The sequence below is a fragment of the Enterobacter sp. JBIWA005 genome (genome assembly GCF_019968805.1).
Lineage (GTDB): Bacteria > Pseudomonadota > Gammaproteobacteria > Enterobacterales > Enterobacteriaceae > Enterobacter > Enterobacter vonholyi.
Genome location: NZ_CP074159.1, coordinates 1749255 through 1772194, shown reverse-complemented (window position 1 = coordinate 1772194; position 22940 = coordinate 1749255). Strand labels below are relative to the sequence as shown.

Below are 22940 nucleotides of genomic sequence, written 5' to 3'. Positions count from 1 at the left end.
ACTAATCGGTGAGATGAAGGAATGCGGCTCCGCGCATGCCTCCTGCGTCCCCGTGTCGCGCGCGTTCAATACGCGGCACGCGGGCAACCGGCAATAAATGTCGGGGCAAACGCCCGGACAACCGTTCCGTAATCGCGGTAAAGTTTGAAAGCCCTCCCCCGATCACCAGCAGATCCGGGTCGACGATGGTGAGAATATTTCCCAGACACACCGCCAGCAGATCCAGATAGCGCTCGACGTGCTCACGCGCCTGCGCATCCCCTTGCTCCCACAGGGTAATGATTTGAGGGGCCTCAAGTTTCTGATGATAGAAGTGTTCGTAAAGCCATGCAAACCCGCGGCCTGACAGGTAGTTCTCAATACAGCCGTGCTGCCCGCAGCCACAGCGGGTCAGCGGGAAATCACGGCCGACGACCTCCAGCGCATCCACCGGCAGGCGGATATGACCAAACTCGCCGGTGATGTAGCTGCGGCCGGTGATGGGCTTACCGTTGATGACGATTCCTCCGCCGACGCCGGTACCGAGGATCAGCCCCATCACCAGCGGATATTGACGGAACTCATCATCCCAGGCTTCGGAGAGCGCAAAGCAGTTGGCGTCGTTATCTAAACGCACGTCGCGTTCAAGGAGCACGGAGAGATCGGCGCGCAGCGGTTTACCGCTAGCGGCAGGCACGTTGGCCGCGTAAAGCGTACCGTCGTCGGTTTCGGGCATGCCCGGAATGCCAATGCCGACGCTGCCTTTGACCCCAAAGCGTTCATCCGCCTGAGCCACCAGCGCGGCAATGGCGGTTAAAAATTCGTCATAACTTTCGCGCGGGGTGGGAACGCGGGTTTCCCACTGCAGTTTGAGGTTTTTATCAAATACGCCGAGCGCAATCTTGGTGCCGCCAATATCAAATCCGTAATACATAACGCATTCCTCTTTTAACCTGGCGGCCCGAAAGCCGCTAGATCATGACGTAATTACTGGCCACTTAATACCCTCGCCGGATCAATTCGGCTTGCGCGACGCGCCGGATACCAGCTTGCCAGCAGACTCAGTAAAAGTGCTGTAAGCAGCACATAAAAAACATCCAGCCAGTGCAGTTCAGACGGCAGGAAGTCAATAAAATAGATGTCACCCGACAGGAACTGGTGGCCAATAAGCTTTTCAATCCCGTTGATAATCGGCGTCAGCTGCAGGGAAACCACCACGCCAATCACTACGCCGCACAGGCTGCCAAACAGCCCTGCCAGCAAACCGTACCAGACGAAAATGGCGCGAATAAGACCGTCTTTCGCCCCCAGCGTACGCAGCACGGCGATGTCGCCGCTCTTGTCCTTGACCGCCATCACCAGCGTCGAAACGATATTAAAGCACGCCACGCCAATCACCAGCACCATCGCCAGATACATGATGGCGCGGATCATCTGGATATCACGGTACATATACCCGTAAGTACCGATCCAGCTTTTGATGTAGACATAGTTATTGGTCACGCTGCCCGCGTCGCGTACCAGTTTGTTGGCGTTAAAGACGTCGTTCACCTTAATGGCAATGCCCGTCACGCTGTCGCCCATGTCGAGATACTGCCGCGCATCCTCCATCGGCACCATCGCAAAGCTGTGGTCAAGCTGACCGCTCAGCTGAAGAATACCGGTAACGTGCAGGCGCACGCGTTTTGGCTGCTGCAGTTTGTGGTCGGTGCTGGCGTTCGGGATCATGATTGACACCCAGTCGCCCTGCTTCACCTTCAGAGCATCGGCAACGCCTTTACCCATGATGATCTGCTGCTCGCCAGCTTTAAAGTTGGCCCAAGCGCCGTTCTGCACATAGTTCGGCAGCGCGCTGAGACGCGCTTCCTGTGCCGGGTTGACCCCTTTCACCTGAATGGCGCGCAGGTTTACCCCGCTTTCCACCAGCCCGGTAAAGTTAATGTAGGGCGCGGCCGCGGCGATGCCCGGCACTTTTTCAACTTTGGCGAGCGCATCGCTCCAGTTCGTCCACGGCTGGTTAACCGGCTCGATCTCCCCGTGCGGCACCACCGCCAGAATGCGGTTATTCAGCTCACGCTCGAAGCCGTTCATGGCGCTTAAGCCCACAATCAGCACCGCCACACCCAGCGCAATACCGATGGTCGAGATAACAGAGATCAGCGACACCATGCCGCCGCGACGGCGGCCGCGGCTAAAACGTAAACCGATGAGTAACGATAACGGTGACGCCATTACTCTGCTCCCATCAGGGTCAGTTCCGCGTTCAGATGGCCGTCGCGCATTTCAAGCTGACGCCCCATACGTTTTGCCAGCTGCAGATCGTGGGTTACGACCAGAAACGCGGTGCCCTGCGAGGCGTTCAGCTCGCCCAGAAGCTGGAAAATACTGTCCGCATTGCGCGCGTCCAGGTTCCCGGTGGGCTCATCCGCCAGCACCAGACGCGGGTTGTTGACCAGCGCACGGGCAATCGCCACGCGCTGGCGCTCGCCGCCGGAGAGCTCCGACGGACGGTGGTTACCGCGATGACCCAGCCCTACCGCCTTCAGCATGTCGCTGGCGCGAGCGTTAATCTCTGCCGGTTTCTTTTTGCCAATCAGCAGCGGCATCGCGACGTTTTCCAGCGCCGTGAAGTCCGGCAGCAGATGGTGGAACTGGTAGATAAAGCCCAGCTCGCGGTTGCGCAGCTCGGCCTTCGCCGCCGAGGACATTTTGCTCATCGGCTGGCCGGAGAAAATCACGTCGCCGTTGGTTGGCGTATCCAGCCCGCCCAGCAGATGCAGCAGCGTACTTTTGCCCGAGCCGGAGCTGCCGACAATCGCCATCATCTCGCCTTCGCCCACGCTGAAGCTCACATTGTGCAGCACGTCGGTTTGCACAGTGCCTTCCTGATAGCGTTTGGACAGGTTGTCGCATTGCAACAGGATCTTATTCATAACGTAAAGCCTCAGCGGGTTGAGTGGCGGCGGCGCGCCAGGAAGGATAAAGCGTAGAAAGCAGCGCAATGGCCATCGCGGCCAGCGCAATACCGACCACCTGCAGCGGCTCGATAGCCACCGGCAGCGCCGCGCCGTCGAGCAGCGCGCCGATGATCGGCATTAAATTGTTAAGCTGGCTGGCAAGCAGCGCCCCCAGCACCGCCCCGAGCAGCGCGCCGATGATACCGGCGCTGGCGCCCTGCACCATAAACACGGCCATGATCTGGCGCGGCGTCAGCCCCTGGGTTTGCAGGATAGCAACCTCGCCCTGCTTCTCCATCACCATCAGGCCCAGCGAGGTGATGATGTTAAATGCCGCCACGGCGACGATCAGGCTCAGCAGCAGCCCCATCATGTTTTTCTCCATCCGCACGGCCTGGAACAGCTCGCCTTTACGCTCGCGCCAGTCCTGCCATTTGGTGCCGTCCGGCAGTTTTTGCTGGCTGAGAGTATCGACCTTCAGCGGCGCGTCGAGCCACAGTCGCCAGCCGGTGATATTTCCTGCCGGGTAGCGCATCAGGCGTGACGCGTCCTGAATGTTAACCAGCATCTGGTAGCCATCGACTTCGCTGTTGGCAGCAAAAGTACCAATCACGTTAAACAGACGCTGGCTTGGCAGGCGCCCCATCGGCGTAAACTGGCTGGCAGAAGGGACCATTACGCGCAGCTGATCGCCACGGTTGACGCCAAGCTGTCCGGCAAGCTGCTCGCCCAGAATCACGTTGTATTTCCCGGCTTCCAGGTCGGTCTGCTTTACGTTAACGAGATACGGCGTCAGCGGATCGTTTTGCGCCGGGTCGATACCCAGCATCACGCCGACCGCCACGCTGCGGGCGCTTTGCAGCACCACGTCGCCGGTGGTCAACGGCGCTACGCGCGTGACGCCCTGTAACTTCGCCGCGCTTTCCGGCAGCTGCTGCGGGTTAACCGAGCCGTTAGTCGATGAGAGAACGGCCTGCGGCATCAGCCCCAGGATGTTGTTTTGCAGCTCGCGCTCAAAGCCATTCATGACGGAAAGTACCGTCACCAGTGCCATCACGCCAAGCGTAATGCCAATAGTCGATAGCCAGGAGACAAAGCGACCGAAGCGGTCCGCGGCGCGCCCACGCATGTAGCGTAAGCCTATGAAGAGTGCGACAGGTTGATACATGAAGTCCGTCTGTTTGCTGATAGCAGACCCACGAGTATATAAGCGAATCCGTTAAGCGTAAATGACTGAAACCGTAAGCTTTGGTAATCATTTTTCCAAAAAATTCAGATAAATCAGGATACTAATATCTGAAACCGCACCTCGCAACCTCCACCTTTTCCGAAAAACCTCCTGATACAGACTGTTACCCATTACAGCACGGTTTCGTTTAACAACAATTGCTCGTTCGTCTATGGCAATAAGGTAGTTGCGAACAATGAAGCAAAAAGCATTATGGATTAACCAGATAAAAGGGCTGTGTATCTGCCTGGTGGTTATCTATCATTCGGTTATCACGTTTTATCCGCACCTGATCGGGCTGCAACACCCGCTCTCCGGCCTTCTCGCCAAATGCTGGGTCTATTTTAATCTCTATCTTGCCCCCTTCCGTATGCCGGTCTTTTTCTTTATCTCCGGCTATCTGATCCGTCGTTATATTGACGAAGTGGACTGGCGAACCAGTCTCGACAAGCGAATCTGGAGCATTGTCTGGGTGCTGGCGCTGTGGGGGATTCTGCAATGGCAGGCGCTGACCCACCTGAATGCCTGGCTGGCGCCCGATCGCGAGCTTGCCACCTCGTCGAACGCGGCCTACGCCGACTCGCTCTCGGGATTTGTGCAAGGCATGCTCACTGCCAGTACCAGCCTGTGGTATCTGTATGCCCTGGTCGTGTACTTCACGCTGTGTAAACTGCTGAGCCGCTGGAAGCTGCCGATGCTGGGACTGCTGGCGCTGGCAAGCATCGCGATCAACTTCCTGCCGCTACCGTGGTGGGGAATGAACAGCGTGGTCCGCAACATGATCTACTACAGCCTCGGGGCGTGGTATGGCGCGACGCTGATGGCGTGGATGAAAAGCGTCAGCCTGCGCCGCCTCTGGCTGGCAACCGTCGCTTTCGCCGCCGTCTCCGTGGTGCTGTGGTTTGCTAACGTTCCGCTGCTGCTCTCATTGCTGTCGATTGTGCTGATTATGAAGCTATTCTACAGCTTTGAGCAGCGCTATGCCGTTCACCCTGACAACCTGTTGAACGTGATTGGCTCCAATACCATTGCGATTTATACCACCCACCGCATCTTAATTGAGGCCTTCAGCCTGTTCCTGATTGGCGAGATGAATGCCGCTTACTGGCCGGTCTGGGCTGAACTCACCTTAATTCTGGTCTACCCGTTTGCCAGCCTGCTGATCTGTACCCTGGCCGGACTCGGGGTCCGTAAGATCTCCACCGCGCTGTTTGGCGACGTTTTCTTCTCTCCTCCGTCTACGCTGACCCTGTCCCCCTCAACGCGTTAATTCCCTCTCCGCCCCCGCTACGGGGGCGTTTAGCCCTGCCGTGCGGTTACGATTTGCTTATGCAAAACGATCGAGGATAATAAAGACATTGCGTATCAGTGATATGCCCCAATACTGTTGGTATATCCATAAGAGACTCTGACATAGCCATGCCTGAACACTATCGTTATTCCTTGCCTGTCAAAGCGGGCGACCAGCGCCAGCTGGGTGAACTCACGGGCGCGGCGTGCGCCACGCTGGTGGCGGAAATCGCCGAGCGTCATCAAGGGCCGGTGATCCTGGTTGCCCCGGATATGCAAAACGCCCTTCGCCTGCACGATGAAATTCGCCAGTTCACCGATAATCTGGTGTTCAGCCTGGCCGACTGGGAAACGCTGCCCTATGACAGCTTCTCTCCGCACCAGGAGATCATCTCCTCGCGCCTGTCGACGCTCTACCAGCTTCCGACCATGCAGCGCGGCGTGCTGATTGTACCGGTGAACACCCTGATGCAGCGCGTCTGTCCGCACAGCTACCTGCACGGCCACGCGCTGGTGATGAAAAAAGGCCAGCGCCTGTCCCGTGATGCCCTGCGGGCGCAGCTTGACGGGGCCGGCTATCGCCACGTCGATCAGGTCATGGAACATGGGGAATACGCGACCCGCGGCGCGCTGCTCGACCTTTACCCGATGGGCAGCGACCAGCCGTATCGTCTGGACTTCTTTGATGATGAAATCGACAGCCTGCGCGTCTTTGACGCCGACACGCAGCGCACGCTGGAGGAAGTGGAGTCCATCAATTTACTGCCCGCGCATGAGTTCCCCACGGACAAAACCGCTATCGAACTGTTCCGCAGCCAGTGGCGCGATAGGTTCGAGGTGAAGCGCGACGCGGAACATATTTATCAGCAGGTCAGCAAAGGCACGCTGCCTGCCGGGATCGAATACTGGCAGCCGCTATTCTTTAACGAGCCGCTGCCTGCCCTGTTCAGCTACTTCCCGGCGAATACGCTGATTGTTAACACCGGCGATATCGACGCCAGCGCCAGCCGCTTTGAAAGCGAAACCCGCGCCCGCTTTGAAAACCGGGGCGTTGACCCGATGCGTCCGCTGCTGCCGCCGGAAGCGCTGTGGCTGCGTACCGACGAGCTCAACGCCGAGCTGAAGCGCTGGCCGCGCATGCAGCTGAAAACCGATTCGCTTGCCGACAAGGCCGCCAACACCAACCTCGCCTTCCGGACGCTGCCGGACCTGGCCGTCCAGGCGCAGCAGAAATCCCCGCTGGATAATCTGCGCAAGTTCCTGGAGTCGTTTACCGGCCCGGTGGTGTTCTCCGTTGAGAGTGAAGGCCGCCGCGAAGCTTTGGGTGAGCTGCTGGGACGCATTAAGGTGGCGCCGAAGCGCATCCTGCGCCTGAGCGAAGCAACCGGAAACGGTCGTTACCTGATGATTGGCGCCGCCGAGCACGGGTTCATCGACACGCTCAACAACCTGGCGCTGATTTGCGAAAGCGACCTGCTGGGCGAGCGCGTCGCGCGCCGCCGTCAGGACAGCCGTCGAACCATCAACCCGGACACGCTGATCCGCAACCTGGCCGAGCTGCATCCGGGCCAGCCGATTGTGCACCTGGAGCATGGTGTTGGGCGCTATCAGGGGATGACCACGCTGGAAGCGGGCGGCATTAAAGGTGAATACCTGATGCTGACCTACGCGAACGACGCAAAACTGTATGTCCCGGTGTCGTCCCTGCATCTGATCAGCCGCTACGCGGGCGGTGCCGAAGAGAACGCGCCGCTGCACAAGCTGGGCGGCGATGCCTGGGCGCGCGCGCGCCAGAAGGCCGCGGAAAAAGTGCGCGACGTGGCCGCCGAGCTGCTGGATATCTACGCCCAGCGCGCGGCCAAAGAGGGCTTCGCCTTTAAGCATGATAAGGAACAGTATCAACTGTTCTGCGACAGCTTCCCGTTTGAAACCACGCCGGATCAGGCTCAGGCTATCAACGCCGTGCTGAGCGACATGTGCCAGCCGCTGGCGATGGACCGCTTAGTTTGCGGCGACGTCGGCTTCGGCAAAACCGAAGTGGCGATGCGCGCCGCCTTCCTTGCGGTGGAAAACAACAAGCAGGTGGCGGTGCTGGTGCCGACCACCCTGCTCGCTCAGCAGCACTTCGACAACTTCCGCGACCGCTTCGCCAACTGGCCGGTACGAATCGAGATGCTGTCGCGTTTTCGCAGCACCAAAGAACAGACGCAGATCCTCGAACAGGCAAGCGAAGGCAAAATCGATATTCTGATCGGCACCCATAAGCTGCTGCAAAGCGACGTGAAGTGGAAAGATTTGGGGCTGCTGATCGTCGACGAAGAGCATCGCTTCGGGGTGCGCCATAAAGAGCGCATCAAAGCGATGCGCGCCGACGTCGACATACTGACCCTGACCGCAACGCCGATCCCGCGAACCCTGAACATGGCGATGAGCGGCATGCGCGATCTGTCAATTATTGCCACGCCGCCGGCGCGCCGTCTGGCGGTGAAAACCTTCGTCCGTGAGTACGATAATCTGGTTGTGCGTGAGGCAATACTGCGTGAAGTGCTGCGCGGGGGTCAGGTCTATTACCTGTACAACGACGTGGAAAACATCCAGAAAGCGGCGGACAGGCTGGCGGAGCTGGTGCCGGAAGCGCGCATTGCTATCGGTCACGGGCAGATGCGCGAGCGCGAGCTGGAACGGGTGATGAACGACTTCCACCACCAGCGCTTTAACGTGCTGGTGTGCACTACCATCATCGAAACGGGGATCGACATTCCGACGGCGAACACCATCATCATTGAACGTGCGGATCACTTTGGCCTGGCGCAGCTTCACCAGCTGCGCGGCCGCGTCGGGCGTTCGCACCATCAGGCCTACGCCTGGCTGCTGACGCCGCACCCGAAAGCGATGACCACCGACGCGCAGAAGCGTCTGGAAGCCATCGCCTCGCTGGAAGACCTCGGCGCAGGCTTCGCGCTGGCCACGCACGATCTCGAGATCCGCGGCGCCGGCGAGCTGCTGGGTGAGGACCAGAGCGGCTCCATGGAGACCATCGGCTTCTCGCTCTATATGGAGCTGCTTGAGAACGCGGTTGATGCCCTGAAGGCCGGTCGCGAGCCGTCGCTGGAAGATCTCACCAGCCAGCAGACCGAGGTCGAGTTGCGTATGCCTTCCCTGCTGCCGGACGATTTCATTCCGGACGTGAATACCCGACTGTCGTTCTACAAGCGCATCGCCAGTGCGAAGACGGAAAACGAGCTGGAAGAGATTAAGGTTGAGCTGATCGACCGCTTTGGTCTGCTGCCCGATGCGGCGCGAAATCTGCTGGATATCGCGCGCCTGCGCCAGCAGGCGCAGGCGCTGGGCATTCGTAAGCTCGAAGGCAACGAAAAAGGCGGCGTGATTGAGTTCGCGGAGAAGAACCACGTCAACCCGATGTGGCTGATCGGCCTGCTGCAAAAACAGCCGCAGCATTTCCGTCTGGATGGCCCAACGCGTCTGAAATTTACCCAGGAGCTGACGGAGCGCAAAACCCGCATGGACTGGGTGCGTAACTTTATGCGCCAGCTGGAAGAGAACGCGATCGCCTGACCTCCCTTCCCCCGTTAGCCCAGCGCTAACGGGGGACAATTTACAAACTCTTTGCACTTCACCCGATCTTCCCGACACACCCATTCGCCATAATTATCGTTAACGCCTTATAAAACAATAACCTTATTATTTACATGGATTATGGTGATGATGACCTCTTCGCGTTTTACTCGCTGGTTAACCCTGATTGCGCTGGCAGCCACAGTCGCGGTGGCGCTTCCCGCTCGCGCAAATACCTGGCCCCTTCCTCCGCCCGGCAGCAAGGTGGTGGGTGAAAACCGCTTTCATGTGGTTGAAAATAATGGCGGTTCGCTGGAAGCCATTGCCAAAAAATATAACGTCGGTTTTCTGGCTCTGCTGCAGGCGAACCCCGGCGTCGACCCGTACGTCCCGCGCGCGGGCAGCGTATTGACAATCCCGTTACAGACTATCCTTCCGGACGCTCCGCGCGAGGGGATCGTCATAAATCTGGCGGAGCTGCGTCTGTACTATTATCCGCCGGGTAAAAATGAGGTGACCGTTTACCCGATTGGTATTGGTCAGCTGGGCGGCGACACCCTGACGCCGACGATGGTCACAACCGTCTCGGATAAACGCGCGAATCCAACCTGGACCCCGACGGCCAATATTCGTGCCCGTTATAAAGCTCAGGGCATCGATCTTCCAGCCGTGGTGCCAGCAGGACCGGATAACCCGATGGGTCACCACGCAATCCGTCTGGCGGCCTACGGCGGCGTTTACCTGCTGCACGGAACGAACGCGGACTTTGGCATCGGCATGCGCGTCAGCTCCGGCTGCATTCGTCTGCGCGATGACGATATCAAAACGCTGTTTAACGTCGTTAAGCCGGGTACCAAAGTGAATATTATCAATACGCCGATTAAGGTTTCTGAGGAGCCGGGCGGCGTGCGGCTGGTTGAAATTCATCAGCCGCTATCGAAAAACATTGGCGACGATCCGCAGACGCTGCCCATTAACCTGAATGCCGCGATGGTAAGCTTCAAAACGAATGCGAATACCAACAGCGTGGTGATGGAGCGTGCGATGGAAGCGCGGTCAGGCATGCCGACCGATGTCACCCGGCATCACAATGTTGCCCAGCAGTCGATGTAAATCAGAAATAAAAAACGCCCTGCTCAGCAGGGCGTTTTTTATTGCAGTGGCATAAATGAGGGTTTATGCCCGGCTTATTTGTAGATGACGGCGGTGCCGTGCAGGGTGTTAGGACCGGTCACAGAGGTGATGCGGTAAGATTTTGCACCCATCTCTTGCGCTTTTTGTGCCAGCTGATCTTCCAGGGAACCCAGGTTAGTACCGGCAGACGCAGAAATGGTCCCGACTTTATGCTGGTCAGCAGGGGTGGATTGCACCTGTACAGCAGCAAAGCTTGCGAAAGAGAGTGAACTCAGGACAGCGGCAGCGATGAGGGTTTTTACGTTTTTCATGATGTTTACCTTTAGCAGATGAATTTGGAGGTCGTTAATCATTTAGTTAACGATCGATAGGTAAATAATAAATGTGATCCAGGTCACGCGTCAACATAATTTTATAATGACCATTAACTTAATTTTAAAGTCGTTATTTTTCATACTTATATGATTAATTTATTTTTAAGCATTCAGCGCTGGTGGTGACTTGCGTTTATTTTTATAATGGTCATTCAACAAACCAACAGAGGACCAACGGCACATGACAACCGACGTCACGAGTTGTGCGAAGAAAAGCCGTGGCCGACCAAAAGTGTTTGACAGGGATGCAGCGCTTGATAAGGCCATGACTCTCTTCTGGCAACATGGGTATGAAGCAACCTCGCTTTCCGATCTGGTAGAAGCTACCGGAGCAAAAGCGCCGACGCTGTATGCCGAATTTACCAATAAAGAGGGGCTGTTCAGGGCGGTGCTGGACAGATACATTTCGCGCTTTGCGGCGAAACACGAAGCCCAGCTGTTTTGTGAAGAGAAAAGCGTCGAACAGGCGCTTCGGGATTATTTCACCGCCGTCGCGACCTGCTTCACCAGTAAAGAGACGCCTGCGGGCTGCTTTATGATTAATACCTCTGCCACCCTGGCGGCGTCCTCTAAAGAGATTGCCAATACGGTGAAATCGCGGCATGCCATGCAGGAGGAGACGCTTAGCGCATTTCTGGCTCAGCGCCAGCAGCGCGGTGAAATCCCTGCCCAGTGCAACCCACAGCTGCTGGCGCAATACCTGAGCTGTATTTTGCAGGGGATGTCGATCAGCGCCCGTGAAGGGGCTACGCTGGAAAAACTGCAGAATATAAGCGAAACCACGCTGCGGCTGTGGCCTGAGCTACTGAAAATCTGAAGCAAAAAAAGCTCCTCAGCCTGAGCGCATGAGGAGCTAAATTCAGAGAACATCTTTTTTACACTTTGTTATTCAGAACCAGCTGGCCATTTCCATCCAGTGGAATTTGCGTGCCCGGGTCTTTATCCATGCGGATTTTGCCCTGCTGATCGCCAATTTTGTACGTCACGTCATAGCCCAGCATTTTTTCCGACTTGTCATAGACGGTTTTGCAGCGCTGCTGAGTCGTGGTGTAGGTATCGTTATCCTGCATCGCACCCTGCACCTGGTTACCGGCATAGCCGCCACCCAGCGCGCCGACCACGGTCGCCACATCTTTACCCCGGCCGCCGCCGAACTGGTGACCAATCACGCCACCCGCTACCGCGCCCAGAACAGAACCGGCAATGCGGTTTTCATCCTGCACCGGACGACGATGCGTCACGGAGACGTTACGGCACTCCTGACGAGGCGTTTTTACCGTTTCTTTAATCGGTGTAGCAGAAACCACCTGCGCATACTGCGGGCCGCGATCTAATACGTTGAGACTGGCAACGGCAGCCACACCTAACGCAGCCGCGACGCCAATCCCTATACCCGCCAACATTGATTTATTCACGGGACTTCCTCCTTTGTTGCTATTGGTAACAATTTTGCAATGGAGGCACGGCTTCGCCAATCAGATAAAGGATCAAAAAAGGACGTTCAGAGGAGATATATTGTATTTAGGAGAATTCTTAAGCACTCGATCTGTGATCTACAGCATGAAATGCTAAAAACTCCCTCCGGAGAGCCCGGAGGGAGTGAAAGATTAGTGCAGCTTCAGACGCGGACGGATCACGCGGTTGATTCTGCCGACCAGCATCATCAGCCCGGTTTTGAAATAGCCGTGCAGCGCAATCTGGTGCATACGATACAGGGAGATATACACGAAGCGGGCAATGCGCCCTTCTACCATCATCGAGCCGCGCATCAGGTTACCCATCAGGCTGCCGACGGTAGAGAAGTTTGACAGAGATACCAGAGAACCATGGTCTTTGTAGACATAGGCCTTCATTGGCTTGCCTTTGTACTGCGCCAGAATGTTGTGCAGGACCAGGCTTGCCATCTGGTGAGCGGCCTGCGCGCGCGGCGGCACAAATCCACCTTCAGGACGCGCGCAGGAGGCACAGTCACCGATAGCAAAGATTTCAGGGTCACGCGTGGTTTGCAGCGTTGGCTCGGTTACCAGCTGGTTAATGCGGTTGGTTTCCAGGCCGCCGATATCTTTCATAAAGTCAGGCGCTTTGATGCCGGCCGCCCAGACCATTAGATCCGCTTTGATATACTCGCCGTCTTTGGTGTGCAGGCCGCCTTCGTCGGCGCTGGTCACCATGGTCTGCGTCAGCACCCGCACGCCCAGCTTGGTGAGTTCATTGTGCGCCGCACCGGAAATACGCGGAGGCAGCGCGGGCAGAATGCGTTCACCGGCTTCGACCAGCGTGACGTTCAGCGCTTCATTCGTTAATCCTTTGTAACCGTAGCTGTGCAGCTGCTTCACCGCATTGTGCAGCTCCGCAGACAGCTCAACGCCCGTCGCACCGCCGCCGACAATGGCGATATTTACCTTACCGTTCGCACCCATATTGCTGGTGTACTTCAGGAACAGGTTCAGCATTTCCTGATGGAAACGACGCGCCTGGTGCGGGTTATCGAGGAAGATACAGTGCTCTTTCACACCCGGCGTGTTGAAGTCGTTGGAGGTACTGCCGAGCGCCATGACCAGCGTGTCATACGGCAGTTTGCGCTCAGGAACCAGCAGCTCCCCTTTTTCATCACGCAGTTCTGCCAGAGTGATGGTTTTGCTTTCACGGTTGATGTCAACCACCGAGCCCAGCTGGAACTGGAAATGGTGGTTGCGCGCGTGCGCCAGATAGCTGAGCGCGTCCACGCCCTCATCCAGAGAGCCGGTCGCCACTTCGTGCAGCAGCGGTTTCCACAGGTGGCTGTGGTTACGATCCACAAGCGTAATTTTGGCTTTTTTACCGCGACCCAGCTTCTTGCCCAACTGTGTCGCCAGCTCCAGCCCGCCAGCACCACCGCCTACAATCACTATCTTTTTCAATGGCGTAGTCAACGTGACCCCCTCAAATTATTAACCAATTGTTAATTAAACGTTATAAAAATAACCCTTAATTAACAACAGGTTACAGCACTGAAACCATTCAGGTGCATTGAGAATACCACGTCAGGCGCATTGGTCATACCAAAATTGATATGCATCAAGTTTTGATGGCTTAAAAGTAGACAATTCTGGTCAAAAAGAAAGCCCGGCACGCTTTCACGGCCGGGCTTCGACGCCTGCAGGTAAGAAATTAACCCAGCGTTTTAAATGCTTTGATACGCTGCAGGTGCGGGGAGATGTTTTTGAACTTGTGGGTCTGTTCTTCGTCCCAGACAATTTCGTAATAATGATGCAGCAGCTCTGCCGCCCGGTGGCTGTTGAGCGCCTCATCGTTACGCGACAGGATCACCAGACAGCGGTCACGGTTTTTCTCACGAAAATTGCTCACGCACTTGGTCGCAATATCGACATACTCTTCCGGGCGGTCAATTTTGCCTTCCATGTTCTCGTTCGGGAACAGGTTAGGATTGAATACCACCTGACGGATGTCGCACAGGAAGCCAATGCGCTCCGCCCAGTAGCCGCCCAGCCCCACGCCGCAGATCAACGGGCGATCGTCGACGTTGAGCTGCAACATCTTGTCCACCTCTTTGAGCAGATGCTGCATATCGTGCTTCGGATGGCGCGTGCTGTAGCTGATCAACCGTACATCCGGATCGATAAACTGCAGCTGCAGCACCTTCTCATGATTACCAGGGCTGTTTGAGTCAAAACCGTGTAAATAGATGATCATCGTCTTCTCACCACGCTACGCCTTCCGGGAGGGTTTACAGGCTGGCTTTATGTGCCTGCCAGCGCTCATTCAGGTCTTCAAGCCGGGCGTTGACCGTCTTCCAGCGCGCCGAGTCCATCAGCTCCTGACGGCTAAATGAACCTTTATGATACAATTGTGTAACACGCTCAGCATTGATCGGCGACAGGTTATCCAGCACGCTAACGGCACCTTTACGATTATTGCAGACCAGGATCATATCGCAACCTGCATCCAGCGACGCCTGACCGCGCTCAGCGTAGCTGCCCATGATCGCCGCCCCTTCCATCGATAAATCATCAGAGAAGATCACGCCATTGAAGCCCAGCTCCTGACGCAAAACGGTTTTCAGCCAGTGCGGAGAGCCGCTGGCAGGACGCGGGTCAACGTCGCTATAAATCACGTGCGCAGGCATGATGGAATCAAGCTTGTTGTCGGTGATAAGCGACCTGAACACCGACATATCTTTGGCGCGAATTTCCGCTTCCGGGCGCGGATCGCGCGGGGTCTCTTTATGCGAGTCCGCCGTAACCGCCCCATGGCCCGGGAAGTGCTTCCCGGTGGTTTTCATCCCGGCATCGTGCATGCCGTCGATGAACCGGGTCGCCATGGCCAGCGCAATGCGCGGATCGTCATGGTACGAGCGCTCGCCAATGGCGGCGCTGATATGCCCCACGTCCAGAACCGGGGCAAAACTGATGTCGATATCCATGGCAATCATTTCACTGGCCATCAGCCAGCCGGCCTCCTGCGCCAGTTTCCCGCCCTCTTCCGTGCCGAGCAACGCGGCAAAAGACTGGGCTGCCGGCAGGCGGGTAAACCCTTCGCGAAAACGCTGCACGCGTCCGCCTTCCTGATCGACGGCCACAACCAGATGGTTGCGCGACGCGGCGCGGATCTGACGCACCAGCTCACGCAGCTGCGCCGGATCGTGATAGTTGCGGGTAAACAGGATAAGCCCCCCCACCAGCGGATGCGCCAGAATTTCACGCTCCTCCGCATCCAGCTCAAACCCTTCTACATCCAACATGACTGGACCCACATCCACCTCTCTTATCCTTTAGTTTGTAACTGACGCCAGGCATCGTCTGCCAGCGCAATAAATTGTTTGTCTCTGGACTGCCGATAGCGGATTTCAAACCAGCCAGCCATTAACATGACGACCCAGGGCCGCCAGCGTTTGACCTGACGCTTCAGCGCGTCGGCGTTAATGTGTGCCACCTGGGCGTAATCCATGATGAGCATCTGCCGCGCGGCTTCACTCTCCGTCCAGACGGCCGCCAGCTCCAGCGCGACATCGCCATCTCCGGCATATTCCCAGTCGATGAGCCTGATGCCCGCTGACGTATGCACAATATTTCCGGCATGAACATCCATGTGCAGCGGCGAGAGCCGAATCGGCTGCGGCTCGCCCGTTTTATGCAGCCGCTTGAGATGCGCCAGCCACACTGGAGTGCGTCTGTCAGGCGCGGCCTGCAGCCAGTAGCGTTCCAGCAGCGGGTATAACGTGATTCGCCATCCCAGATGTGGCTGCCGGTGCAGATGATACAGCATCGCCGCGAGCACAGGCGTGTCCGGCAGCGCGCTTTTAACATCACCTTCCAGATAGTCGACGGCCATCCAGCCCTGTCTGAAAAAACGAGGGGCAGGCACGAGATCTGACGGTAGACGCCTCAGGGCGCGAAACTGACGACGGAAATGGGAGGCAGGCGCATCGGGGTCATGGTTTTGCCGCAAGACCAGACGTTGTTCGCCCTGCGCTATAATGCAACTCGCGCCGCCAAGCCCGGAATGGGCCTGCGGCGCGATAAGGCGGTACTGAGGAAAATAGCGCGTCAGAATCTCTTCACGCGTGCTGTCATTGTTGCGTAACCGCACCTTTACCTGACCAGATAATTTCGCCTGTCTGAACCAGCATCAGCTGCATCTGCAGGGCCGGAGTATTCACGTTACCGGTGGCGTTAGAGTAAAGCACATACTGTGCGCCAACGTTACGGGCAATACCGATCGCCTTGCTGCGGGTACCGAGGCTATCCTGCGGCGAAAGGCCCAGCTGCTGTTTGGCTACCGCGAGCTGTTGAGCTGAGACCAGCGTAAACTTACCGTTGTTTGCCAGGGCATTGCGCAGAGTTTCCGTCGCTTCACCCGCATTCAGCGAACCGTTGGTACGGTTGTTCACGCTATCGACCAGCAACACGCTACCTGCCGTCACGCCCTGTGCCTGCAGCATTTTGCCGACCATGGGCTGCATTGCGCCGTTCCAGTCGTAATGACGCACGCGCGGCGTGGGTTGCGACGTCTGGTCCGGATGTTCAATCGGGCCTGGCTGTGACGGAATAGACGGCACAGACGGCACGGTTGGCTGCTGCTGCGTTGGCGGCGTCGGCTGTTCAGTGCCCGGTTTCGCCTCTTCCACAGGCGCTGGCTGTTCAGTTCGGGTCACACACCCTGCCAGGAACAGAGCGAAAGCTGTCACGAGCGCATAGCGGCTCAAATTTTTAATCAAGGTTCACCCCTCAGAGATAAAGATAAAGTCTCACCTTATGTGCACCCAGATAGTTGGCGCTGCCATAGAGCGTTACCGACGACCTGGCCGGAATCGTGACGCTGCGAGGCGCCTCCAGCGGATGCATTTCAAGACCTCTTACGTCATACCAGAAAAAACGGTAGTGGACCGTCACAGGTTCATGTCTTTCATTAAAGAGCGTAGAGGAGGCAGATGAGTTGATTTCACTGATAGTCAACGCGGGCTGTTGCGCAGTGATGCCCGCGGCAAGCACGGAGGATTCCATGACCAGCGTCTGTTCATCATTCACGGGGATCGCCGGGCGTGAGCTACACCCAACAATCATCATCGTCATTATCAGCGCTGCAATACGCCCTTTAAGCATGTCAAAGACCTTTATGTGCCAGCATCGGTCCCAGAGGACGTCCACCCAGCAGATGCATGTGAATATGATAAACTTCCTGGCCACCGTGACGGTTGCAGTTCATGATCAGACGATAACCGTCTTGTGCAATGCCTTCCTGTTCAGCGATTTTCGCGGCCACCGTCAGCATACGACCTAACGCCACTTCATGCTCGGTTTTTACGTCGTTTACAGTCGGAATCAGAATATTGGGAATAATAAGGATGTGCGTCGGGGCCTGAGGGGAAATGTCCCGGAAAGCCGTCACCAGTTCATCCTGATAGACGATATCCGACGGAATTTCGCGGCGGATAATTTTACTGAAAATCGTTTCTTCAGCCATGACCTTTTCCTTTTTTGTTTAATCTGGCGCAATGCGTCCGCTGTAAACACACTCCCGGGATCGGTGTGTGACACAATGCAAGAGTATGAGCGAGTTTCTCTTGTCCTTTCAACCTCCTCCCTCGATTTCTTTCCTGAATGTTCATCAGCTGACTGAAGAGTGACCGCTCTTGTGCCTCAGTGGCGTTTTTTAAGACACAAATAAAAAAGGCAGCCATTCGGCTGCCTTAGTCTCCCCAGGTCACAACTTAGTTGCTGCGGATGTACTCATCCATTTCGGTTTTCAGGTTATCGGATTTGGTACCGAAGATTGCCTGAACACCAGAACCTGCAACAACTACGCCCGCTGCGCCCAGTTTTTTCAGACCCGGCTGGTCTACTTTCGCTACGTCGGCAACGCTCACACGCAGACGAGTGATGCACGCGTCCAGGTTAGTGATGTTCTCTTTACCGCCGAACGCTGCGACCAGTGCCGGAGCCATTTCGCTGGTAGCGCCAGCTTTGCTGTCTTCTGTCGCATCTTCACGACCCGGAGTTTTCAGGTCCAGTGCTTTAATCAGCACGCGGAAGATGGTGTAGTAAACAACGGCATAGCACGCACCCACGATTGGGAACAGCCACAGTTTGCTGCTGTTACCGGACAGAACGATGAAGTCGATCAGGCCGTGAGAGAAGGACGTACCGTCACGCATACCCAGCAGGATACAGATTGGGAACGCCAGGCCCGCCAGAATCGCGTGGATAACGTACAAGATCGGCGCAACGAACATGAAGGAGAACTCGATCGGCTCGGTGATACCGGTCAGGAACGAGGTCAGCGCTGCGGAGATCATGATACCGCCCACTTTTGCACGGTTCTCTGGCTTAGCAGAGTGCCAGATAGCAATCGCCGCTGCTGGCAGACCGTACATTTTGAACAGGAAGCCACCAGACAGTTTACCTGCAGTTGGGTCGCCCGCCATGTAACGTGGGATATCGCCGTGGAATACCTGGCCTGCTGCGTTGGTGAATTCACCAATCTGCATCTGGAAAGGAACGTTCCAGATGTGGTGCAGACCGAATGGCACCAGGCAACGCTCGATGAAGCCGTAGATACCAAACGCCACGACCGGGTTCTGGTAAGCAGCCCACTGAGAGAAGGTCTGGATAGCAGAGCCAATTGGTGGCCAGATGAAGGACAGGATCACGCCAGTGAAAATCGCTGCCAGACCAGAAATGATCGGAACGAAACGCTTGCCCGCAAAGAAGCCCAGATACTCAGGCAGCTTGATGCGATAGAAGCGGTTAAACATATACGCTGCAATCGCACCGGAGATGATACCGCCCAGAACACCGGTGTCTGCCAGGTGTTTCGCGGCGATCTCTTCTGCCGGTAAATGCAGAACCAGCGGCGCAACAACAGCCATGGTTTTCACCATGATGCCGTAGGCAACCACTGCAGCCAGCGCAGAAACGCCGTCGTTATTGGTGAAGCCCAGAGCCACACCGATCGCGAAGATCAGTGGCATGTTAGCAAAGACAGAACCGCCTGCTTCGGCCATCACGTGGGACACTACGGCTGGCAGCCAGCTGAAGTTAGCAGAACCGACACCCAGCAGGATACCTGCGATAGGCAGTACGGATACTGGCAGCATCAGCGATTTACCGACCTTTTGCAGGTTAGCAAATGCATTCTTAAACATAATTGAGAGTGCTCCTGAGTATTTGTGCTTTTTTTACGCTTTCACGCATTGGCCCGGGGGGAGTACCGTGCCGTGGACAGGACATCTAAGCGCCCTTTATTTATTACACAGAGTAAAATAATTCCCTCTGAGTTTGTTTGACGGCTATCACGTTTCAGCTTAAGGCGGTCGAAAAACTTTCAGTTATTTACAAAAAGCATGTCCGGATGTGTCTAAAAACACCCTCACCGCCCCAAATGAGGCGGTGAACTTTACTCGCTTTACTTATTAATTACGAGCCTAAAAAAAACAGGTGTATCAGACAGATTGCAGGCGGGCGGGGTCAATATGGAACAGCGCGGAGAAGTTTTCCGTCGTCACGCGGGCCAGCTCATCGATGCTGACGCCCTTCAGAACGGCCATGTACTCAGCCACATCTCTGGTCATTGCGGGCTGGTTCTCTTTACCGCGATGCGGTACCGGTGCCAGGTACGGAGAATCTGTCTCCACCAGAATGCGATCGAGCGGAACATAACGTGCAGCATCACGCAGCTGCTCAGCGTTACGGAACGTCACGATCCCCGAAAACGAGATATAAAACCCCAAATCAAGCAGTTTACCCGCCGTTTCTCTGTCTTCTGTGAAACAGTGTAGTACGCCACCGCAATCCGTCACGTTTTCTTCCCGGAGGATCGCCAGCGTATCCGCACGTGCATCGCGAGTGTGGACGATAACCGGCTTATTCAGTTCACGGCCAATGCGAATATGGTTGCGGAAGGACTCCTGCTGGCGAGATTTGGTTTCCGGAGTGTAAAAATAGTCCAGCCCGGTTTCGCCCATCGCCACCACGCCCTCTTCTGCTGCCAGGCGGCGAAGATCCTCAACGTCGTAGGCCTCGTCCTGATTCAACGGGTGCACGCCGCAGGAGAACACCACGTTATCGCGAACGCCCACCAGCTCACGCATGGAGCGATAGCCCGGCAGCGTCGTCGCCACCGCAAGGCAAAATTTCACATCGCGGGCAGCGGCTTTTGCCAGCACGTCATCCACGTTTTTATGCAGGGATTGATAATCCAGGCCATCAAGATGGCAGTGTGAGTCGACTAAAAACATAATGTCTCTCTCAGAGATGGGAAACAGGCGGTGTGACGCCTGGTTGCAGGTAATGTTCGATACGCAGTAACTGGTCGGTCAGTAAAAGCTCGCGATTAAGCCCCGTCACGGTTAAAAGCTGTTCACGGCTTTGGCAAATTTCATGAAGCATAGCGTGAAGAACCGTCCCTGAGAGGCGGTTCGCCAGCGTATTCACCAGCGCCCACGCATCCGGGTTGGTTAGAAGCGTTGCCCCTTGCTGGATTTTGAGCGCATCCAGCAGCAAGGAGGCCAGCCAGTGCAGCCGATCAACGGCCCGCTCGCTGTTAAGCGCAGGCAGTAAACTTAGCCAGTCGTGGTTATTCAGTGCCGTTTCGATGGCACGGCAGAGCGTTTCTCGCTCTGACCAGACGTCAGGCTGCAGTAATGCCAGCGCCGCCGCAGGCGCGCCGCTGCTCAGGCGCAAGGCGGACAGCGCGCTCTCAGGTGACGTTGTCACCTCTCGTTCCAGCCAGCTCAGCGCCCACGATTCCTGAGGAACCGCAAGGTGATGAAGACGACAGCGGCTACGCAGCGTCGCCAGTAATCGTCCCGGATCGCGGCACGAGAGGAAAAACCACGTTTTCACCGGTGGCTCTTCCAGGGTTTTCAGCAGGGCATTAGCGGCCGCCTCGGTCAGCTGCGTGGCGTCTTTAAGCCAGACCACTTTAGCGCCGCCCAGCCGCGCGTGTTCATACAATTTTTCACTGACTTCCCGCACGGCATCGATACCCAGCGCGCTTTTACCCTTCTCAGGCTCAAGGGTGTAGTAGTCAGGATGTGTACCCGCCTGCATCAGCTGGCAGCCGCGGCATTTGCCGCAGCTCTTATGCCCTTCCGGCTGCTGGCACATCAGAAAACGGGTGATGGCATAAATCAACGCGTCATCGCCCATTCCCGGCAATGCCTGAATCAGTAACGCATGATGCCCCCGCCCCGCCTGATAGCTGCCGATCAGCTGTTCAAAGTGCGGGCGCAACCATGGATACCATTTCATGCCTGCTGCTCCTGCACCCACTGCGTCACGGTTTGCTGAATGTCACGCGTGACGTCGTCCAGGGATTGCGTCGCATCGATGGTACAAATTGAGCTGTCCTGTGCGGCCAGTTCAAGATAGCGCGCACGGGTGCGGTTAAAGAAATCAAACGACTCTTGTTCTATGCGGTCCAGCTCGCCGCGCGCGCGGGCACGCTTGAGGCCCACTTCCGGGGTTACATCCAGATAGAGCGTCAGGTCGGGGCGAAAATCTCCCAGTACGGCATTACGCAGCGTTGCCAGCATGGTCTGGTCGATGCCGCGTCCGCCGCCCTGATACGCCTGAGTCGACAGATCGTGACGGTCACCGATCACCCACTTACCCTCGGCCAGGGCGGGTTTGATCACCGTCTCAACCAGCTGCACGCGCGCCGCGTAGAACATCAGCACTTCGGCTTTGTCAGTGATAACTTCGTCGCCGACGGATTTAATATCCAGCACCAGGCAGCGCAGCTTTTCAGCCAGCTGCGTGCCGCCCGGCTCACGGGTAAACACCATGTCCGCCACGCCAAGTGATTTGAGCGTATCCACTACCACGTTGCGGGCAGTGGTTTTACCCGCCCCTTCAAGTCCCTCAATGACAATGTATTTACTGCGCATTTTTTTCCTTAAGTGCCTTCAGATAGTCCTGAACAGAGCGGTTGTGGCTGGCAAGGTTGGTGTTAAAGGTGTGCCCCCCTTTTCCATCAGCCACAAAATAGAGATACGGTGTTTTAGCCGGATGCGCGGCTGCTTTTAGCGACGCCTCGCTCGGCGTGGCAATCGGGCCTGGCGGTAAACCGCTAATCACGTAGGTATTATACGCCGTTGGCGTCTCCAGATCTTTTCGTGAGATCTTGCCGGCGTAGCTCTCGCCCATGCCGTAGATAACGGTAGGATCGGTTTGCAGACGCATGCCGATACGCAGGCGGTTGATAAACACCGACGCCACCCGATCGCGCTCGGCGGCAACGGCGGTCTCTTTCTCAATGATCGAGGCCATGGTTACGAACTGGTTCTGATCGCTGTAAGGCAATCCTTCCATTCGCCCCTGCCAGGCGGCATCCACTGCGGCGACCATTTTTTTGTGCGCCCGCTTAAGGATGGCCACATCGGTCGTGCCTGCCGTGTACATCCAGGTGTCTGGCCAGAACCAGCCTTCCACCCATTCCGGATGTTCAAGCTTCAGCGCTTCTGCCACCGTCTGATAGCTATCGTCTTTTAACGTATGTTTGATATACGGCGCGTCACGCAGCTGTTTGAGGTAATCACTCAGGCGCATCCCTTCCACAAACCGCAGAGGGAACTGGGCTTCTTTGCCGCTTTCCAGCAGCTGCAGCATCTCCCTGACGGTCATTCCTGGCGTAAAGCGATAGGTGCCGGCTTTGAAATGTGACAGCTCAGGCTCCACGCGCAATAGCCACTGGAATACCCGTGGACGATTAATAATCTTGTCGCCATAGAGCTGTTCCCCAAGCGCCTGACGGCCGGTTCCCGCTTTCAGGGTAAAGATCGTTTCGTCTTTAACCAGGATCTTACTATCAGCCAGCTGGCGAACTTTCCATACGCCTGCTCCGCCAGCGATGCCCAGCGCGACGATGAGGATAAGGACAAAGCGCAACATTTTTTTCATG

General features: G+C 56.4%; 22 protein-coding genes. 4 read left to right on the top strand and 18 right to left on the bottom strand.

Annotated elements, in window-relative coordinates; genetic code table 11:
• Nucleotide 1: 1 nt before the first annotated feature.
• From nagK to lolC, 4 genes are read right to left on the bottom strand one after another with little or no spacing between them, the layout of a single operon-like run.
• Entirely contained in the window at nt 2–913 is a 912-nt protein-coding gene (gene nagK, locus KGP22_RS08380) for an N-acetylglucosamine kinase (protein ID WP_115874745.1), read from the bottom strand.
• A 53-nt stretch (nt 914–966) separates the two neighbouring features.
• Nucleotides 967–2211 (bottom strand): lipoprotein-releasing ABC transporter permease subunit LolE, encoded by a 1245-nt coding sequence (gene lolE, locus KGP22_RS08375; protein ID WP_111965554.1) that lies wholly within the window; start codon nt 2209–2211, stop codon nt 967–969.
• Nucleotides 2211–2912 (bottom strand): lipoprotein-releasing ABC transporter ATP-binding protein LolD, encoded by a 702-nt coding sequence (gene lolD, locus KGP22_RS08370; protein WP_008500772.1) that lies wholly within the window; start codon nt 2910–2912, stop codon nt 2211–2213. Before lolD ends, lolE begins: the two co-directional genes overlap by 1 nt.
• Complete coding sequence (gene lolC / locus KGP22_RS08365) at nt 2905–4104, bottom strand: lipoprotein-releasing ABC transporter permease subunit LolC (RefSeq protein ID WP_024908607.1); 1200 nt, start codon at nt 4102–4104, stop codon at nt 2905–2907. Before lolC ends, lolD begins: the two co-directional genes overlap by 8 nt.
• Before the next feature lie 256 nt (nt 4105–4360).
• Between lolC and KGP22_RS08360 the strand changes: the two genes are divergently transcribed.
• From KGP22_RS08360 to KGP22_RS08350, 3 genes are all read left to right on the top strand, one after another.
• Nucleotides 4361–5434: an acyltransferase family protein gene (locus KGP22_RS08360; RefSeq protein ID WP_111965552.1), complete on the top strand. Its 1074-nt coding sequence runs from the start codon at nt 4361–4363 to the stop codon at nt 5432–5434.
• Between the two features lie 149 nt (nt 5435–5583).
• A complete protein-coding gene (gene mfd, locus KGP22_RS08355; RefSeq protein WP_223581877.1) occupies nt 5584–9030 on the top strand; it encodes a transcription-repair coupling factor in 3447 nt (1148 codons plus the stop codon).
• Nucleotides 9031–9177: 147 nt separating this feature from the next.
• Complete coding sequence (locus tag KGP22_RS08350; RefSeq protein WP_223581876.1) at nt 9178–10143, top strand: L,D-transpeptidase family protein; 966 nt, start codon at nt 9178–9180, stop codon at nt 10141–10143.
• A 74-nt stretch (nt 10144–10217) separates the two neighbouring features.
• On the opposite strand, the gene bhsA is transcribed toward KGP22_RS08350, so the two are convergent.
• Nucleotides 10218–10475 (bottom strand): multiple stress resistance protein BhsA, encoded by a 258-nt coding sequence (gene bhsA / locus KGP22_RS08345; protein ID WP_023616599.1) that lies wholly within the window; start codon nt 10473–10475, stop codon nt 10218–10220.
• Between the two features lie 244 nt (nt 10476–10719).
• Between bhsA and KGP22_RS08340 the strand changes: the two genes are divergently transcribed.
• Nucleotides 10720–11355, top strand: coding sequence for a TetR/AcrR family transcriptional regulator (locus KGP22_RS08340; RefSeq protein ID WP_024909039.1), 636 nt, complete (start codon nt 10720–10722; stop codon nt 11353–11355).
• A gap of 58 nt (nt 11356–11413) precedes the next feature.
• Here KGP22_RS08340 and KGP22_RS08335 read toward each other — a convergent pair whose 3' ends face one another.
• The 13 genes from KGP22_RS08335 to yceG all read right to left on the bottom strand — a co-directional run bounded on the left by KGP22_RS08335 (nt 11414) and on the right by yceG (nt 22939).
• Nucleotides 11414–11953 carry a glycine zipper 2TM domain-containing protein gene (locus KGP22_RS08335; protein ID WP_008500779.1) on the bottom strand — a complete coding sequence of 180 codons (540 nt, stop codon included), beginning with the start codon at nt 11951–11953 and terminating at the stop codon, nt 11414–11416.
• Between the two features lie 192 nt (nt 11954–12145).
• Nucleotides 12146–13450: an NAD(P)/FAD-dependent oxidoreductase gene (locus KGP22_RS08330; RefSeq protein WP_008500780.1), complete on the bottom strand. Its 1305-nt coding sequence runs from the start codon at nt 13448–13450 to the stop codon at nt 12146–12148.
• A 238-nt stretch (nt 13451–13688) separates the two neighbouring features.
• Nucleotides 13689–14231, bottom strand: coding sequence for an alpha/beta hydrolase YcfP (gene ycfP, locus KGP22_RS08325; RefSeq protein WP_008500781.1), 543 nt, complete (start codon nt 14229–14231; stop codon nt 13689–13691).
• Between the two features lie 34 nt (nt 14232–14265).
• On the bottom strand, nt 14266–15291 hold the full coding sequence (gene nagZ, locus KGP22_RS08320; RefSeq protein ID WP_111965761.1) for a beta-N-acetylhexosaminidase: 1026 nt from the start codon (nt 15289–15291) through the stop codon (nt 14266–14268).
• A gap of 11 nt (nt 15292–15302) precedes the next feature.
• A complete protein-coding gene (thiK, locus tag KGP22_RS08315) occupies nt 15303–16127 on the bottom strand; it encodes a thiamine kinase (protein ID WP_111965548.1) in 825 nt (274 codons plus the stop codon).
• Complete coding sequence (gene lpoB, locus KGP22_RS08310; RefSeq protein WP_047650878.1) at nt 16108–16755, bottom strand: penicillin-binding protein activator LpoB; 648 nt, start codon at nt 16753–16755, stop codon at nt 16108–16110. Before lpoB ends, thiK begins: the two co-directional genes overlap by 20 nt.
• Nucleotides 16756–16765: 10 nt before the next feature.
• Nucleotides 16766–17140, bottom strand: a complete 375-nt coding sequence (locus KGP22_RS08305; protein ID WP_111965547.1) for a YcfL family protein — start codon at nt 17138–17140, stop codon at nt 16766–16768.
• A 1-nt stretch (nt 17141) separates the two neighbouring features.
• On the bottom strand, nt 17142–17501 hold the full coding sequence (gene hinT / locus KGP22_RS08300) for a purine nucleoside phosphoramidase (protein WP_014069796.1): 360 nt from the start codon (nt 17499–17501) through the stop codon (nt 17142–17144).
• Between the two features lie 247 nt (nt 17502–17748).
• Entirely contained in the window at nt 17749–19182 is a 1434-nt protein-coding gene (ptsG, locus tag KGP22_RS08295; RefSeq protein WP_023311158.1) for a PTS glucose transporter subunit IIBC, read from the bottom strand.
• Nucleotides 19183–19479: 297 nt separating this feature from the next.
• Nucleotides 19480–20274: a metal-dependent hydrolase gene (locus KGP22_RS08290; RefSeq protein ID WP_111965546.1), complete on the bottom strand. Its 795-nt coding sequence runs from the start codon at nt 20272–20274 to the stop codon at nt 19480–19482.
• Between the two features lie 10 nt (nt 20275–20284).
• Nucleotides 20285–21289 carry a DNA polymerase III subunit delta' gene (gene holB / locus KGP22_RS08285; RefSeq protein ID WP_111965545.1) on the bottom strand — a complete coding sequence of 335 codons (1005 nt, stop codon included), beginning with the start codon at nt 21287–21289 and terminating at the stop codon, nt 20285–20287.
• Complete coding sequence (gene tmk, locus KGP22_RS08280; RefSeq protein ID WP_111965544.1) at nt 21286–21927, bottom strand: dTMP kinase; 642 nt, start codon at nt 21925–21927, stop codon at nt 21286–21288. Before tmk ends, holB begins: the two co-directional genes overlap by 4 nt.
• Entirely contained in the window at nt 21917–22939 is a 1023-nt protein-coding gene (gene yceG / locus KGP22_RS08275; protein WP_111965543.1) for a cell division protein YceG, read from the bottom strand. The genes tmk and yceG overlap by 11 nt, the downstream gene beginning before the upstream one ends.
• Between the last annotated feature and the right edge of the window lies 1 nt (nt 22940).

Coding starts and splice junctions, on each gene's coding strand:
- nagK (WP_115874745.1), bottom strand. CDS start 913: ATGTATTACGGATTTGATATTGGCGGCACCAAGATTGCGCTCGGCGTA.
- lolE (WP_111965554.1), bottom strand. CDS start 2,211: ATGGCGTCACCGTTATCGTTACTCATCGGTTTACGTTTTAGCCGCGGC.
- lolD (WP_008500772.1), bottom strand. CDS start 2,912: ATGAATAAGATCCTGTTGCAATGCGACAACCTGTCCAAACGCTATCAG.
- lolC (WP_024908607.1), bottom strand. CDS start 4,104: ATGTATCAACCTGTCGCACTCTTCATAGGCTTACGCTACATGCGTGGG.
- KGP22_RS08360 (WP_111965552.1), top strand. CDS start 4,361: ATGAAGCAAAAAGCATTATGGATTAACCAGATAAAAGGGCTGTGTATC.
- mfd (WP_223581877.1), top strand. CDS start 5,584: ATGCCTGAACACTATCGTTATTCCTTGCCTGTCAAAGCGGGCGACCAG.
- KGP22_RS08350 (WP_223581876.1), top strand. CDS start 9,178: ATGATGACCTCTTCGCGTTTTACTCGCTGGTTAACCCTGATTGCGCTG.
- bhsA (WP_023616599.1), bottom strand. CDS start 10,475: ATGAAAAACGTAAAAACCCTCATCGCTGCCGCTGTCCTGAGTTCACTC.
- KGP22_RS08340 (WP_024909039.1), top strand. CDS start 10,720: ATGACAACCGACGTCACGAGTTGTGCGAAGAAAAGCCGTGGCCGACCA.
- ycfP (WP_008500781.1), bottom strand. CDS start 14,231: ATGATCATCTATTTACACGGTTTTGACTCAAACAGCCCTGGTAATCAT.
- KGP22_RS08305 (WP_111965547.1), bottom strand. CDS start 17,140: ATGCTTAAAGGGCGTATTGCAGCGCTGATAATGACGATGATGATTGTT.
- hinT (WP_014069796.1), bottom strand. CDS start 17,501: ATGGCTGAAGAAACGATTTTCAGTAAAATTATCCGCCGCGAAATTCCG.
- ptsG (WP_023311158.1), bottom strand. CDS start 19,182: ATGTTTAAGAATGCATTTGCTAACCTGCAAAAGGTCGGTAAATCGCTG.
- KGP22_RS08290 (WP_111965546.1), bottom strand. CDS start 20,274: ATGTTTTTAGTCGACTCACACTGCCATCTTGATGGCCTGGATTATCAA.
- holB (WP_111965545.1), bottom strand. CDS start 21,289: ATGAAATGGTATCCATGGTTGCGCCCGCACTTTGAACAGCTGATCGGC.
- tmk (WP_111965544.1), bottom strand. CDS start 21,927: ATGCGCAGTAAATACATTGTCATTGAGGGACTTGAAGGGGCGGGTAAA.
- yceG (WP_111965543.1), bottom strand. CDS start 22,939: ATGAAAAAAATGTTGCGCTTTGTCCTTATCCTCATCGTCGCGCTGGGC.